The organism is Parabacteroides sp. AT13, assembly GCF_002272965.1.
Classification (GTDB): domain Bacteria; phylum Bacteroidota; class Bacteroidia; order Bacteroidales; family Tannerellaceae; genus Parabacteroides; species Parabacteroides distasonis.
In genome coordinates this window covers 2,093,427-2,109,069 of record NZ_NQMH01000001.1, presented here as the reverse complement: position 1 = coordinate 2,109,069, position 15,643 = coordinate 2,093,427, and the positions used below count along the sequence as shown (strand labels likewise).

The window sequence follows — 15,643 nt, the reverse complement described above, 5'->3', positions numbered from 1 at the left end:
TTTAATTATATATTGGTTTTATTTAAGTTTGTCCGTACTTTTCGATTGGCAAACTTAGCGAAAAAACTTGATATATAGATCATGGGGTAAAGAAATATAGTTATATTTGCCCGATATGAAAAAGTTGACCTCTTTATACATTATATTCCTGCTAACGATGCTCGGTTTTCAAGGAAATCTGAAAGCGCAGGTTAGCCACGGAGGCCGCCCGCTTCCGCTATCGCTCATGCGAAGTACAAACGGACAGATGTTTAAAGAAATGCCTCCGTTCGACGTTCAAGAGGAATTGCGTATCGACTCGCTGAATGAGAGCGACCTAAGAAGCGGTTTCCGTTTTGCCTATAAATTCATAACGGATTACAATCGGTACAACTCGGGCGTAACTTTCACCGGGCCGGATGGGACACGTGTATGGAGACTCGGGATCTACTCGCCCGGGGCCCTTTCCATCAACGTGCTCTTCACGGAATATGAACTGCCCGAAGGCGCCCAGCTCTTCCTATATAATGAGGACCAGACACAGATATTAGGCTCGTTCAATCACCTAAACAACTCGGAGTTAAACCTATTGCCGGTCTCTCCTATCCAAGGGGATCGCCTGATCATAGAATATCAAGAACCGGCCAACGCCTCTTTTCAAGGAAGACTGACCGTCGGGGAAGTCAACCATGGCTACCGGAGCTTGCGGGGGTTAGAACCGGGAGACAACACCTCACTGATCGGTAAAATTCCACCGTTAGCTTGCTATCAAGATGGGACAAACGATTACGCCCAATGGGGGCAAAGCGTCGTTCTCCTGATCATAGACGGAAGCGTAGGGTGCACGGGCACCCTGATAAATAATACGGACAATGACGGAAAGCCTTATCTACTCACCGCCTCCCATTGCCTGAACAAGCAATTCACGATGAAAAACCCCGATTATGAGAAAATAGCCGGAAGCATCGTCTGCTTTTTCAACTTCAACAGTCCTTTCTGCGACCCGATCCTAAGGGGAACAGAAGAGATGTCTACCGCATCCACTTACTTCAAGGCGGTTAATGAAATGGCAGACATGGCCTTGTTGGAACTTACCGCCACACCTCCGGTTTATTACAGGCCTTATTACGCGGGCTGGAACGCACAAGAGGTAGGACCTGCCCCCTATACGTGCATCCAACATCCCCAATACTCGGTAAAGCGAATCAGTATATCCGATGAGGATCTGGCTCCCTTTACCTTGACAGATCCAAACATGATTTTTTACAAGAACGCTCATTGGCATGTCAAGACTTGGGAAGTAGGTTATACGGCCAGCGGTTCCTCCGGATCTCCTTTATTCAATGCCGACGGAGAGATTATCGGAGCGTTATCCGGCGGGCAGTCCAGCGAGAATAGCCCGAAGGATGATTACTTCTTCTCTTTGATGAAACCATGGGACGCAATCGATACCCCCGAGAGACAGCTCAAATATTGGCTGAACCCGTCCAATGACGAGACCAAGGTTTGTGAGGGACTTGATCCGTATAAATCAGCCCCTTGTTTCCGGTTGAGCAACATCTATGACTCCGGTAATCAAGAAAACGCCGAATGTACGCTCTATCCCGGGTCTGAAAAAGCGTATTTATTCGGGAACAACCCCGCCAATATCACTGAATATGCGGAAGCTTACCAAGTAGCCGAAGCGGGTACCTTATACGGAGCTTATTTCGTAACACCGCCTGCCGGAGCGAATTACAAACAGATGGAAGTGGAAGTTACCGTTTACAGCGGCGACTCTAAGCCCTCTACATTATTATATACGGAGACATTCCAACCCACCTATAGCAATAAATCGATATTGGACGATACGTTTATTGAGACCGCTAAATCCCTAAATCGGTCACAGGAAAGTTATATCCATTTCTCCAAGCCCGTGAACGTCAGCGGAAAGTTCTACATCGGCTATAAGCTCAAGAGCGTCCCGGAGAACACGTATTTCTCCGCTTACAATTTGCCCAAAGGCAAAACGACCCGGAATACGGCTTGGGTTCATGATAAAAACGGCTGGAGACAAGCTACCGAATATACGCAAGCAGGTTTTAGCACCTCCTTGTTTATCGATCCCGTCATTCAATACGGTAACCCCATCAGCAACGAAAAGCTCGAGGCGAACGAGCAGGTACTCATTCATCTCGGTCCGGAGAAAGGCATGGTACACCTTGTTTTGCCGGATGGAATGGAGAAAGCGACTTATACATTGCACTCGGCACAAGGAAAAGTGTCGGAAAACGGAGAGATCACGGACAGGCAAGCTACACTCCATTTCCTAAAATTAACATCTGGAGTCTACTTTCTAACCGTGCATTATGGCGAGGAGCATTATACACAAAAGATTATATTTTAATCAAAAAATATACAATAAGAGTTCTGGGAAACCATCCATTGAAAAGAATGGCAAGAGGTACACAGCCATATTTTTTCAATAATTCTACCCATATTTTATGTATAAAACAAGCCTAGGATTCATTAATAAGTATTAATTAAAAAGATTTTATCGCTTCTTTGCTATCCATAACAAAAAAATACTTTAGTTTTGCACGATAATGGCTAAGGGATAATTTGGAAGTGAATATATTAACATAGTAACATTTTAAACTTACATCAAGATTATGAACAAAAAGTTTTTATTGCCATTCTTCGTATTGGCAGCCATTTTAACTCTTTCTTCTTGTTCAAACAAGTTGAAACCGTTGGCAGAACAGTACATTAAAGCAGAGCCGCAGCCGCTAGAGGCTATCGGAGGCAAAGTTCCTGTAACGATCAACGCGACTTTCCCCGCTAAATGGTTCAACAAGAAAGCTGTTGTAACTGTAACTCCGGTATTGCGTTACCAGGGTGGCGAAGCTTGGGGCACTTCTTACACTTACCAAGGTGAGAAAGTAAAAGGTAACAACCAAGTAATCCCTCAAAAAGAAGGCGCTAACGTAACTATGAAGTCTTCTTTCACTTACAAACCCGAGATGAAAAAATCAGAATTGTATTTGACTTTCGACGCGAAGATCAAAAACAAGACTGTTAAATTGCCGGACGTAAAGATCGGTGAAGGCGTTATCGCTACTTCCGAATTGGCAGACGCAGCTACTGCTACAGCAGCTATCGCAGCTGATAAATTCCAACGTATTATCAAAGAGGCTCATGACGCTAACATCATGTTCTTGATCCAACAAGCTAACCTTCGCGCTCAAGAATTGAATTCTGACGCTATCAAAGAATGGAAAGATCTTGTTAAGAACGCAGACGAGGCTCCGAACCAGAATGTAGCTATCGAGATCAGCGCTTACGCTTCTCCTGATGGTGGTTTCAAATTGAACAACACGTTGGCTGAGAATCGTGAAGGAAACACTACGAAATATTTGAACAAGGAATTGAAGAAGATGAAAGTTGACGCTCCGGTTGACGCTCGTTACACAGCTCAAGACTGGGAAGGCTTCAAGGAATTAGTTTCTGCTTCTAACTTGCAAGATAAAGACTTAGTATTGCGTGTGATCTCTATGTACCAAGATCCTGAGACAAGAGAGAAAGAAATCAAGAATATCTCCGCTGTTTACTCTGACTTGGCTGAGACTATCCTTCCGCAATTACGTCGTTCTCGTTTGACCGCTAACATCGAGATCATCGGTAAGTCTGACGACGAGATCAGCGCTTTGGCTAAGAGCAATCCTTCTGAGTTGAATATCGAGGAAATCCTTTACGCCGCTACATTGACTAACAACGACGGTGAGAAGATGGCTATCTATACAAAAGCTTCTGAATTGTATCCTAACTGCTACCGCACTTGGAACAACATCGGTATGATGGCATTCAAGGCTGGTGATTTGGCTAAGGCTGAGCAAATGTTTAACAAGTCTAACTCTGTTAAGAATAACGCTTCCGCTAACATGAACTTAGGTTTGATCGCATTAACGAAGGGTGACCAAGCTAAGGCTCAACAATTGTTCGGTAACGCTGCCGGCGTAAACGAATTGAGCGAGGCTCTTGGCGTTCTTTACTTAGAGCAAGGCGAATATGCTAAGGCTGTTAACTCTTTCGGTTCTGTTAAGACTAACAACGCTGCTTTGGCTCAGATCTTGGTTAAGGATTACAGCAAGGCTTCTCAGACTTTGAACGGTGTTGCTAAACCTGATGCTATCACCTCTTACTTGAAGGCTGTTGTTGCTGCTCGTACAAACGACGCTAACGGTGTAGTAAGCAACTTGAAGGCCGCTATCGCTGCTGACAAGAGCTTGGCTAAGGAAGCTGCTATCGACTTAGAGTTCGCTAAATATGCGACTAACTCTGACTTCTCAGCTTTAGTAAAATAATTAGAAAATATTCTTTCTAAATAAGAAAAAGACCTCATCCTTTTGGATGGGGTTTTTTTATATTCCACCCACTCAAGCCTATATTTCAGAATATTGCAACACTTCAAAATAAATATTGATTATCAATGACTTTTTATAAAATAAATCCGTAGATTTGCAAAATTCAATAAAGTTGTTGTAAATATTAATCAAATAGGGTAAAGAAATTATGAGATCACAAATCTGGAAACAAATGGTGTGGGTATTTTGTCTGCTCTTCCTTATGGAATCATGCGTTAAGCATGACATTTATCAAGGAGAAGACCCCTCGGTAGATCCTCAAGAACCTACCAAAGAAGAAGAAGATTACATAGCCCAGTTCGAGAATTTCGAGAACATACAGGTTAACATATCTTCTCAGCATGAAGGGACCCTATATTCTATTTATTATGAATATCCTTATGAGGAAGGCTCTTTAGTCAAAGATCCTTATTTAATTGGTAAAACTCCGATCCTTATGGCTCTGGAAGTACCTACACACGTAAAGAAACTCTATATCCTAAGAGGGGATGGGGAACTTATCGAGAGCGATGTAAAGGATATCACGATCGGTAGCGGAACCAAAAGCAGTTTACGGGCTACAAATGCGATCAGTGATGAAGTCCTTCATCTGATCAATAACAAATACTTCCCGGAAAAGTCATACAATGTGAAAAGCGAAGATTTATATAGATGTTCTGATCTAAAAATCACGGAAACCGTTTTTACCAGTAGCTTTGAGAAAGCGGATATTTGGCTAACCTATATAAGCGACGGAGGAATGTCCAAAGGCAACAGTAATATGCATGGTAAAATTTGGTTCTATACATATCCCTCCGAGAAGATGGAGAACCTTACTTTAGATGACTGCACCTTCTATGGAAAAACTAATGGTGCTATCCAAGTCACTGACTTCAATACGATCAACCAAGGCGATAATTATATATTCTACTCCAAAGAAGAACAGCCAAAGGCCCAAGCAGGAGAATATACCCGAATACCCTTGGGAAGATTCGACAAGGGGCTCAACGTCGGCTTCGTATATCGAGGCACAGACCGTCCACAGTTCTCCACTCCGGCATTAAATGGGCCGGATAACAATAAAGTACCAGATAATGGGACATTCTCCCATAATTACGTAGGCCATACCTTAAAATATGGTAATTCCTCTTTCAAAATAGAGAAAAACGTAGCAAACGGCTTCATTCACCACATTCAAGAAGGTGATTTTGAAGGAAATGTACTGGGAATGGAAAATCGCTGCCCAAACTATAGGGCCTATGATGGAGACTACAACGATATGCTTTGTCTAATCGAAAGTAATCCCGTTGCCATCGAGCCGGCAGAGCCGGTAACCCCTCCCGTCATAGAATCGCAAACGAACAAGAAAGGATTCCTCTTGTTCGAAGATAATTATCCAAACCAAGGCGATTTCGATTTCAATGACGCTGTCATATATTATAATATCACAGCATATACCGATAAGAGTACCGCAGATGTTTATGCCCAGTTACTGGCTAAAGGCTGTACATTCCACAACCAATTTGGATTTAAGGACGCCAATGGACTAACTCCCTTTTTCTCCGATGTCAATGGATATGTCAATGTGAGAAAATTCGACAAGGAACCGGAAAGTGGGATTACAAAGACATTAACATATAGTGCGACTCAGCTGATCATGCCTTACATTGATAACGGGAAGGGACCGGTAAGTAAAAACGTCAAGAATACGGATCTATACCCATATGTATTGGATATTCCTTATTCGGAAAGTCAACCTTTCCGTTGGTGTATAGAGAATAAAAGCATCGACGAAGCTTATAATTTTGACCAAGATTACCGAAAGGCACATGGAGATTGGTATGAGACTCCTAAAGATGAATCGTTAGTGATACAATTTACCACTCCGGATGAAGAGAAGAAAGATCCGGAAAATAAAGAATGAAGGATACACACTCATTGAAGGATCTCTAAAATCCTAACATCATATAAAAAACGGCGAGCTTTTTAAAGGCCCGCCGTTTTTTGTATCTATTAATAGAAGAATATATTATCTACCTTGGCGCTTACGCTCTGTCTCATCCAAGATGATCTTACGCATACGCATATTATTCGGGGTGATCTCTACGTACTCATCGCCCTTGATGTACTCAAGCGCATCCTCTAGGCTGAATACGATAGGAGGAGCCAAGGAAACTTTGTCGTCCGAACCAGAGGCACGCATATTCGTCAACTTCTTGGATTTGGTAACATTTACCACCAAGTCATTGTCCTTGGTATGCTCACCAACCACCTGTCCAGCGTAAACCTCCTCGCCCGGGGCGATGAAGAAACGCCCGCGGGATTGCAAGTTATTCAGGGCATAAGCGAAAGCCTGACCTGTCTCCATAGCGATAATCGAACCATTCATACGTCGTTCGATATCACCCTTCCACGGTTGATATTCCAAGAAACGGTGTGCCATGATAGCCTCACCGGCAGAGGCGGTCAATACGGCGTTGTTCAAACCGATAATACCACGGGAAGGAATTGTGAACTCTAAGTGCATACGACCATTCTTGCTTTCCATCATGGTCATCTCGCCCTTACGCTTCGTTACCATATCGATAATACGGCTAGAGCATTCCTCCGGAAGATTCACCGTCAATTGCTCTACCGGCTCACATTTCTCACCATCGATCTCCTTGATGATAACCTGAGGCTGACCTACCTGCAACTCGTATCCCTCACGACGCATCGTCTCGATCAATACAGACAAGTGAAGCACGCCACGGCCATATACCAACCAAGAATCAGCGGAATCAGTAGGAACTACGCGTAAAGCCAAGTTCTTATCCAATTCTTTCTGCAAACGGTCAAAAATATGACGGGAAGTAACAAACTTACCATCCTTACCAAAGAACGGAGAATTGTTGATCGTGAAAAGCATAGACATCGTAGGCTCGTCGATAGCGATCGTTGGCAATGGCTCCGGCTCGTTCACGTCGGCGATTGTCTCACCGATCTCGAAACCATCGATACCGATAATAGCGCAAATATCCCCGGACTGCACGGAATCAACTTTCGTACGTCCCAAGCCCTCAAATACATCCACTTCCTTGATCCTCGATTTCACCATACTACCATCACGCTTACAAAGCATGACATCTTGGCCCTCTTTCAACTCGCCACGGTGTACACGTCCTACGGCGATACGACCTACATACTTAGAATAATCCAAAGAAGTAATCAACATCTGCGGAGTACCCTCCAACATCTTTGGTTCGGGGATATACTTGATGATCGCATCAAGCACAGCCGCGATATCCTCTTTCGGCTCCTTCCAATCCTCGGACATCCAGCCCTGCTTGGCGGAACCATAAATAGTAGGGAAGTCAAGCTGCTCCTCGGTAGCATCCAGACTAAACATCAAGTCGAATACCATTTCCTGCACTTCCGACGGGCGGCAATTCGGCTTATCCACCTTATTAATTACCACGATCGGCTTCAAACCCAGTTGAATCGCTTTTTGCAAAACAAAACGAGTCTGCGGCATAGGCCCCTCAAAGGCGTCTACCAATAGCAAACAACCATCCGCCATATTCAAGACACGCTCCACCTCGCCACCAAAGTCGGCGTGGCCCGGAGTGTCAATAATATTGATCTTATATCCCTTATAATTGATAGACACGTTCTTGGCAAGAATCGTGATACCTCGTTCCCGTTCCAGATCATTGTTATCCATGAACTGATCCGGTTCTGCCTGTCCTTCACGGAAAAGCTTACCGGCTAATAACATCTTATCCACGAGCGTCGTTTTGCCGTGGTCTACGTGCGCGATAATCGCAATGTTTCTGATCTTTTGCATTGAAGACTAATTTATTGGCTGCAAAAATACGATATTTTTACGATATATATATGACATTCATGCTTCAAAACACAAAAAAGATAGCAGAATCTATTGCAAATCAAAAAGGAATGCCTACCTTTGCGACCGCTTAGATAACATAGTATTAATTTATTAAAGTAAAAAGAATCATGTATTTAGATTCAGCAAAGAAACAAGAATTATTTGAAAAGTATGGCAAATCAGCTACTAACACAGGTTCTGCTGAGAGCCAAATCGCATTGTTCACATTCCGTATCTCTCACTTGACAGAGCACTTGAAAGTGAATCACAAAGATTACGCTACGGAAAGATCATTGAAGATGTTGGTAGGTAAACGTCGTCGTTTATTGGACTATCTGATCAAGACTGACATCGAGAGATACCGCGCTATCATCAAAGAACTTGGTATCAGAAAGTAAGAAAAAGCTTACTCGAAAATATTAAAAAGGGCAATCCCAAATGGGTATTGCCCTTTTTATTTGTCTTAATCCTAGATATAATAAAATATTAATGTAAATTTGCGCCGTTTAGTATCAAATTATCAAACATTACAGGACTATAAATAACAAATCATACACATGGGAAACAACAAAATTATAGGCGCGAAAATTAAAAATATCCGGGAATCGAAACAACTCTCTATCGAGGAGGTAGCCGAACGCTCCGGGTTAGGTATCGAACAGATCGAACGTATCGAGGGTAACTTGGATTTTCCATCTTTGGCCCCTCTTATCAAAATAGCACGGGTATTAGGGGTACGTTTGGGTACATTCTTGGATGACCAAGCGGAGCTAGGCCCGGTCGTATGCCGCAAAAAGGACAGCGAGGCCGATGGTATCGGGTTCACGAACAACGCGACACAAGGGCACAAGCATATGGATTACCACTCGCTCTCGCAAGATAAGTCCGGCCGCCATATGGAACCCTTCTTGATCGAGATCGCTCCCTCCGAGGAAGGCGAGGATTTCATCCTGTCCACGCATGAGGGAGAGGAGTTTATCTACGTATTGAATGGCGTCGTAGAGATCAATTACGGAAAGAACACCTATATCCTAGAGGAAGGCGATAGCATCTATTATGATTCCATCGTGGCGCATCATGTACATGCGGCAGCCGACAACAAGGCCCGAATCCTAGGAGTTGTCTATACACCTTATTAAATCCAGCGTTTTATGGAATTACATAACAGAACCCTTGGCCAATGGCTGGAACATTGGGCCGAGACTACACCGGACAAGGAATATATCGTTTATTCGGACCGTGACTTACGTTTCACTTGGAGCGAATTCAACAAGCGTGTGGACGACATGGCGAAAGGCATGCTGGCGATCGGTATCACTCATGGCACACATGTCGGCGTATGGGCGACAAACGTACCGGATTGGCTGACTTTCTTATATGCCGGAGCCAAGATCGGTGCCGTACTGGTCACGATCAACACCAACTATAAACAAAGCGAACTGGAATATCTGGTTGAGAACGCCGATATCCATACGATGTGTATCACAGACGGCGTGTTTGATGGAAGTTACGTGGACATGGTCTATACCATGTTGCCGGAATTGAAGACCTCTCAACGGGGGTATTTGAAAAGCAAGCGTTTCCCACGCTTGAGAAATGTAGTATATATCGGACAGGAGAAATACAGGGGTATGTACAATACGCCCGAGATGTTGCTCCTCGGACAAAATATCAAGGATGAGACGTTAGAGGCTGCCAAAGCGAGAGTAAATTGCCACGACGTTGTCAATATGCAATATACTTCCGGTACGACCGGCTTCCCGAAAGGGGTCATGTTGACTCACTACAACATCGCCAACAACGGTTTCTTGACGGGTGAGCATATGAAATTCACCGCCGACGATAAGCTTTGTTGCTGCGTACCTCTCTTTCATTGCTTTGGTGTGGTATTAGCTTCCATGAACGTATTGACGCATGGATGTACGCAAGTGATGGTCGAGAAATTCGATCCGCTATTGGTATTAGCTTCTATACATAAAGAGCGTTGCACGGCCGTGTACGGCGTGCCTACCATGTTCATTGCCGAGCTGAACCACCCGATGTTCGAGATGTTCGACCTCACGTCGTTACGTACCGGTATTATGGCAGGTTCTCTTTGCCCGGTTGAACTCATGAAAACCGTGGACGAGAAGATGCATATGCGTGTAACCAGCGTGTATGGATTGACAGAGACCTCACCGGGTATGACCCACTCCCGTATCGAAGATCCGGCCGAGGTGCGTTATAATACCGTAGGCCATGAGTTCGAATTTACCGAGGTACGGGTTATCGATCCGGAGACTGGCGAGGAATGCCCCGTCGGTGTACAGGGCGAGATGTGTAACCGCGGTTATAATAACATGAAAGGTTACTATAAAAACGAAGCCGCCACCAATGAGGCGATCGACAAGGATGGCTTCCTGCATTCCGGCGACTTAGGCGTGAAAGACGAGAACGGCAACTATCGGATCACCGGCCGTATCAAGGACATGATTATCCGCGGGGGCGAGAATATCTATCCCCGTGAGCTGGAGGAGTTCCTCTATCATTTCCCCGGCGTGAAAGACGTGCAAGTAGCTGCTGTTCCTTCCAAGAAATATGGAGAGGAAGTGGGTGCCTTTATCATCCTTCACGATGGTGTGACGGCTACGGAGGAAGAGGTGAAAGACTTCTGCCGCGGAAAGATCGCCCGGCATAAGATCCCGAAATACATCTTCTTCGTCGATACCTTCCCGATGACCGGAAGCGGAAAGATACAGAAGTTCAAGTTGAAAGACCTCGGGCTGAAACTATTGCAAGAGCAAGGTATCACGCCGGCCTAACGATTTAGTGGACAGTTAACAGTTACTTTAAAATCCTCATAATGGGCGGCACGATCTTCCCGTGTCGCCCATTTTCCTAAAGAACGATGGACGGGATCAACACACTGCGTTACTCGGATTTATTTTTAGCGATGTATTTCGATGGCGGAAAGAGCTGCCTGCACCGGAATCATTCGCATGTGTTGGTGTATGTATACTCCGGAGAGATGGTAATCGACGAGAAAGGCCAAATCACCCGGTTACATAAAGGAGAATGCGCTTTCATCCGCAAGGACTTCAGCGTACAGATGACGAAACAAGCATGGAATGGCGAGCAGTTCAAGGCGATCTTCTTGATGTTCACCATGAAGTTCCTACGCGACTTTTACAGCAAATTAGATCGAAATATTCTCCCTAAAGACGCCAAGCGAGATCAGGTAAGCCTTTACAAGCTACCGTCCAACCGTCCCGATATCGTAAGCTTGTTTGAGTCGATGACCCCTTATTTCAATTCCAAGATCCAACCGACAGACGAATTGCTTCAACTAAAAATGGTCGAGGGCGTCTATGTGTTGCTCAATACCGACAAGAATCTATATGCCTCTATCTTCGATTTTACCGATCCATGGAAGATAGACATACTGGAATTTATGGAGCGGAATTATATGAACGATATTTCCATGGAAGAAATCGCCAACTATACGGGACGCAGTCTCTCCACATTTAAACGTGATTTCAAGAAATGTAGCGCTCTCTCGCCCCGGGAATGGCTCATCCGACGCCGCCTTGAAGCCGCACATGGGCTGATACGTAAGGGGGGGCGTAAGGTCTCGGAGATTTGTTTCGAGGTAGGCTTCAAGAACCTTTCCCATTTCTCGAAAATCTATAAGATAGCGTATGGCGTACCGCCAACCGAGGATATATAATATTTATAATGGCCCACACAACAAAGCTATTTGAACCACATAACAAAGCCTCTATACCACTCCCTCCTTATCTTCGCGACATAAATAATAACAAAATGTAAATCAAATGATCATGACAAAGACAATGGAAGAGAAAGTAGCTTTAGTAACCGGTTCAGCGATGGGTATCGGACTCGCTTGCGCTGAAGCCTTCGCCAAGGCTGGATACATAACCGTATTGGCAGACATCCGTGAGCCGGGAGAACAAGTAGAGAAATTAGTAGCCGAGGGACAGAAGGCCGTAGCATATCGGTGCGACGTATCAAACACGCAAGCCGTAAAAGAGATGATCGACTGGACCGTAGCTACCTACGGAAGACTGGATGCGGCTCTTAACAACGCAGGCATACAAACACCGCAACGCCCAATGGCGGAAATCACCGACGATGAATTCGACCGTACCGTGGCTGTGGATTTGAAAGGTGTCTGGAACTGCATGCGTTATGAGATCCTGCAAATGCTGAAACAAGGCGGCGGCGCCATCGTCAACACCTCATCGCAAGGTGGAGTCACGGGATTTCCGGGGCAAGCGGCCTACATAGCCTGTAAGCATGCCGTTATCGGACTGACACGTACCGCCGCTATCGACTATGCGGCAAAGAATATCCGCATCAATGCCGTATGTCCGGGCGTTATCCGTACGCCGATGGCGGAAGACTTAATGCGGCGTGACCCTTCCTTGGAGAAGGAGCTGGTGCGCGACATTCCCGCAGGGCGGCTCGGCAAACCGGAAGAGATCGCCAACGCCGTACTTTGGCTATGCAGCCCGCAAGCGAGCTTCGTAGATGGCCACGCGCTATTGGTAGATGGAGCCTTCAGTATTCATTAAATCGCAAAACTACAGAGAGTCCAATACTGCAACGGCATTGCAGTGTTACTGCAAGGCAGGTTGCAGTAACAAACCCACCTACCCCTCGGCAAGCCTCTGCCCTAGATGGAAATTCATAGATAAAGAACACCTACTATCAACGCTTTTTCGTACCTTTGCGTCTCAACCATTTATAGTATTAATTTATGTCACAATTATTTCCAACTAATCTGCCTTATAAAGTGGCAGATATGAGTTTGGCTGAATTCGGTCGCAAAGAGATCGAGATCGCCGAACACGAAATGCCGGGATTAATGGCGCTACGCCAGAAATACGCCGATCAGAAACCCTTGAAAGGCGCACGTATCACCGGCTCACTGCATATGACTATTCAGACGGCGGTGTTAATCGAAACATTAGTTGCGTTGGGAGCGGACGTTCGCTGGGCTAGCTGTAACATCTTCTCCACACAAGATCATGCCGCTGCCGCTATCGCAGCGGACGGCGTACCGGTATTCGCTTGGAAAGGCGAGACGCTGGAGGAGTATTGGTGGTGTACGGACATGGCGCTTCGTTTCCCGGAAGGTAAAGGCCCTCACATGATTGTTGACGATGGCGGCGACGCTTCCTTGCTGATTCACATGGGCTATCGTGCGGAGAACGATGCGGAGACTATCAACCGCAAAGGCGGAAATCATGAGGAACAGGTAATCCTGGATACATTAAATCGTATCCTTCAAGAAGATAACAGCCGTTGGCACCGTACGGTAGCCGAGATGAAAGGGGTATCGGAAGAGACGACCACCGGCGTTCACCGTCTGTATCAGATGATGGAGAAAGGTGAGTTGCTGGTTCCGGCTATCAATGTTAATGACTCCGTGACGAAATCCAAGTTCGATAACCTATACGGTTGCCGTGAGTCTTTGGCGGACGGCATCAAGCGGGCTACGGACGTAATGATCGCCGGCAAGGTGGTAGTCGTTGCCGGATATGGTGACGTAGGTAAAGGCTGCTCTCACTCCATGCGCTCTTACGGGGCCCGTGTACTCGTGACCGAGATCGATCCGATCTGCGCCCTGCAAGCCGCTATGGAAGGTTTCGAGGTTACGACCATGGAAGAGGCCGTGAAAGAGGGTAACATCTTCGTTACGACCACCGGAAACTGCGATATCATCACGATCGAGCATATGACACAGATGAAAGACCAATCGATCGTATGTAACATCGGTCACTTCGACAACGAGATACAGGTGGATAAGCTTGTCAACTATCCGAATATCAAGCACACGAATATCAAGCCTCAAGTGGACAAATATACGTTCCCGAACGGAAACTCCATCTTCTTATTGGCAGAGGGACGCTTGGTAAACTTAGGTTGCGCTACGGGACACCCATCATTCGTAATGAGCAACTCATTTACGAACCAAGTTCTTGCCCAGATGGATTTATGGCAAATGGCCTATGAGGTAGGCGTATATCGTTTGCCGAAACGTTTGGATGAGGAAGTTGCCCGCCTACACTTGGAACGTATCGGCGTGAAATTATCTACATTATCACAAAAGCAAGCTGATTATATCGGCGTACCGGTAGAAGGACCGTACAAGGCTGATCATTACAGATACTAATTAATTGAAGATTGAAAGTTGAGAATTGATAATGAAGGGAGGGCAGCTCCTGTAGTTCTCGATTCTTAATTTTCAATTTTCAATTCTTAATTTTCAATTACCATGCGTTTCGCTATTCTCTCCCCCATTTATCCCTATCGTGGCGGTATCGCCCAATTCAGCGGGATGCTCTATACGGAATTAGTAAAAGAAGGTCATGAAGTAAAGGCTTTCAACTTCAAACGTCTTTATCCGGATATCTTATTTCCCGGCAAGACTCAATACGTAGAAGCGGGAGACCGTGCGATCGAAATCGAGAGCGTGCGAGTATTAGATAGCGTCAACCCGGTTAGTTATTTCAGTACCGTAAACGCCATTCGTTCCTATGCGCCGGACGTACTGATTATCTCTTACTGGATGTCCTTTTTCGTTCCCGGATACGCCCACGTAGCAAATCGGATGAAAAAGCATTGTAAGGTAATCACCCTTATCCACAACGCGATTCCCCATGAGCCGCGTTTCTTCGACAAGCCTTTAGCTTCGTTACTTTTCAAGCAATGCCATGGCTTTATCGTGATGAGCGATAACGTGCGGTATGATTTGCGGAAACTTTACCCGGGCGCTAAATATATCCAGAACCCACACCCGCTTTATAATCATTTCGGGAGTAAGATCAACAAGAACGAGGCATGCCGGAAATTAGGAATCCATCCGTCCAAAAAGAATCTTCTATTCTTTGGACTGATACGGGATTATAAAGGATTAGACCTGCTGATAGAAGCGATGGGACAGCTTAACGAGGATTACCATCTCATTATAGCCGGCGAATGTTACGGTAGTTTCGAGAAGTATCAGGCTCTGATCGATGCATCTCCGGCAAAAGAACGTATATTCGTCCACTGTGAATATATCAGCGACGAGGAAATCCCCATTTATTTCTCAGCGGCGGATGCCTTAGTACTCCCCTATCGCTCCGCCACTCAAAGTGGTGTCGTATCCGTAGCCTACAATTACGATTTACCTATGTTAAGTACTCCCGTAGGCGATTTCAAGAACAGCATCGAAAAGCCGGGTACAGGCATCGTAGTGCCTGAGATATCCGCAACGGCCCTCGCCCAAGGTATCGAGGAACTTTTCACCCCCTCACAGCAAGCCACCATCCCTGCGAACATATCCAAAGAAAAAGCAGCTCTCTCGTGGGAAACCCTAACGAGAAAACTGCTCGATTTTATCAATAGCGGTTTCATCTAGTTGTAG

General features: G+C 45.5%; 11 protein-coding genes. 10 read left to right on the top strand and 1 reads right to left on the bottom strand.

The genetic code is table 11. The annotated features are described in order from the left end of the window. The first annotated feature begins 115 nt into the window (after positions 1-115). The 3 genes from CI959_RS08765 (at position 116) to CI959_RS08755 (ending at position 6,285) form a co-directional block, all read left to right on the top strand. Positions 116-2,365, top strand: a complete 2,250-nt coding sequence (locus CI959_RS08765; RefSeq protein WP_005860808.1) for a trypsin-like peptidase domain-containing protein — start codon at positions 116-118, stop codon at positions 2,363-2,365. A 265-nt stretch (positions 2,366-2,630) separates the two neighbouring features. Continuing rightward, positions 2,631-4,322, top strand: a complete 1,692-nt coding sequence (locus tag CI959_RS08760; protein WP_011966975.1) for a hypothetical protein — start codon at positions 2,631-2,633, stop codon at positions 4,320-4,322. A gap of 208 nt (positions 4,323-4,530) precedes the next feature. Further along, positions 4,531-6,285 (top strand): LruC domain-containing protein, encoded by a 1,755-nt coding sequence (locus CI959_RS08755; RefSeq protein WP_057317557.1) that lies wholly within the window; start codon positions 4,531-4,533, stop codon positions 6,283-6,285. A 105-nt stretch (positions 6,286-6,390) separates the two neighbouring features. On the opposite strand, the gene typA is transcribed toward CI959_RS08755, so the two are convergent. After that, the gene (typA, locus tag CI959_RS08750; protein ID WP_005860802.1) at positions 6,391-8,187 is read right to left on the bottom strand and encodes a translational GTPase TypA; all 1,797 of its coding nucleotides are present in this window, start codon (positions 8,185-8,187) and stop codon (positions 6,391-6,393) included. A gap of 170 nt (positions 8,188-8,357) precedes the next feature. Here typA and rpsO point away from each other — a divergent pair, with 170 nt between their 5' ends. The 7 genes from rpsO (at position 8,358) to CI959_RS08715 (ending at position 15,637) form a co-directional block, all read left to right on the top strand. Next, positions 8,358-8,627, top strand: a complete 270-nt coding sequence (rpsO, locus tag CI959_RS08745) for a 30S ribosomal protein S15 (protein WP_005860800.1) — start codon at positions 8,358-8,360, stop codon at positions 8,625-8,627. A gap of 159 nt (positions 8,628-8,786) precedes the next feature. Next, positions 8,787-9,368, top strand: a complete 582-nt coding sequence (locus CI959_RS08740) for a helix-turn-helix domain-containing protein (protein ID WP_005860798.1) — start codon at positions 8,787-8,789, stop codon at positions 9,366-9,368. Positions 9,369-9,380: 12 nt separating this feature from the next. Beyond that, positions 9,381-11,030, top strand: a complete 1,650-nt coding sequence (locus tag CI959_RS08735) for an AMP-binding protein (RefSeq protein ID WP_005860796.1) — start codon at positions 9,381-9,383, stop codon at positions 11,028-11,030. A gap of 86 nt (positions 11,031-11,116) precedes the next feature. Beyond that, positions 11,117-11,935, top strand: a complete 819-nt coding sequence (locus tag CI959_RS08730) for an AraC family transcriptional regulator (RefSeq protein ID WP_057317556.1) — start codon at positions 11,117-11,119, stop codon at positions 11,933-11,935. A gap of 112 nt (positions 11,936-12,047) precedes the next feature. Further along, the gene (locus CI959_RS08725; RefSeq protein ID WP_005860792.1) at positions 12,048-12,803 is read left to right on the top strand and encodes a glucose 1-dehydrogenase; all 756 of its coding nucleotides are present in this window, start codon (positions 12,048-12,050) and stop codon (positions 12,801-12,803) included. Between the two features lie 185 nt (positions 12,804-12,988). After that, positions 12,989-14,407 carry an adenosylhomocysteinase gene (gene ahcY, locus CI959_RS08720; protein ID WP_011966979.1) on the top strand — a complete coding sequence of 473 codons (1,419 nt, stop codon included), beginning with the start codon at positions 12,989-12,991 and terminating at the stop codon, positions 14,405-14,407. A 102-nt stretch (positions 14,408-14,509) separates the two neighbouring features. Further along, positions 14,510-15,637 (top strand): glycosyltransferase, encoded by a 1,128-nt coding sequence (locus CI959_RS08715; RefSeq protein WP_005864127.1) that lies wholly within the window; start codon positions 14,510-14,512, stop codon positions 15,635-15,637. Positions 15,638-15,643 lie beyond the last annotated feature (6 nt).

Bases quoted from the DNA above. Each gene is read 5' to 3' on its own strand.
- CI959_RS08740 (WP_005860798.1), top strand. From the start codon at position 8,787: ATGGGAAACAACAAAATTATAGGCGCGAAAATTAAAAATATCCGGGAA.
- CI959_RS08715 (WP_005864127.1), top strand. From the start codon at position 14,510: ATGCGTTTCGCTATTCTCTCCCCCATTTATCCCTATCGTGGCGGTATC.
- ahcY (WP_011966979.1), top strand. From the start codon at position 12,989: ATGTCACAATTATTTCCAACTAATCTGCCTTATAAAGTGGCAGATATG.
- CI959_RS08725 (WP_005860792.1), top strand. From the start codon at position 12,048: ATGACAAAGACAATGGAAGAGAAAGTAGCTTTAGTAACCGGTTCAGCG.
- rpsO (WP_005860800.1), top strand. From the start codon at position 8,358: ATGTATTTAGATTCAGCAAAGAAACAAGAATTATTTGAAAAGTATGGC.
- CI959_RS08755 (WP_057317557.1), top strand. From the start codon at position 4,531: ATGAGATCACAAATCTGGAAACAAATGGTGTGGGTATTTTGTCTGCTC.
- CI959_RS08765 (WP_005860808.1), top strand. From the start codon at position 116: ATGAAAAAGTTGACCTCTTTATACATTATATTCCTGCTAACGATGCTC.
- CI959_RS08760 (WP_011966975.1), top strand. From the start codon at position 2,631: ATGAACAAAAAGTTTTTATTGCCATTCTTCGTATTGGCAGCCATTTTA.
- CI959_RS08735 (WP_005860796.1), top strand. From the start codon at position 9,381: ATGGAATTACATAACAGAACCCTTGGCCAATGGCTGGAACATTGGGCC.
- CI959_RS08730 (WP_057317556.1), top strand. From the start codon at position 11,117: ATGGACGGGATCAACACACTGCGTTACTCGGATTTATTTTTAGCGATG.
- typA (WP_005860802.1), bottom strand. From the start codon at position 8,187: ATGCAAAAGATCAGAAACATTGCGATTATCGCGCACGTAGACCACGGC.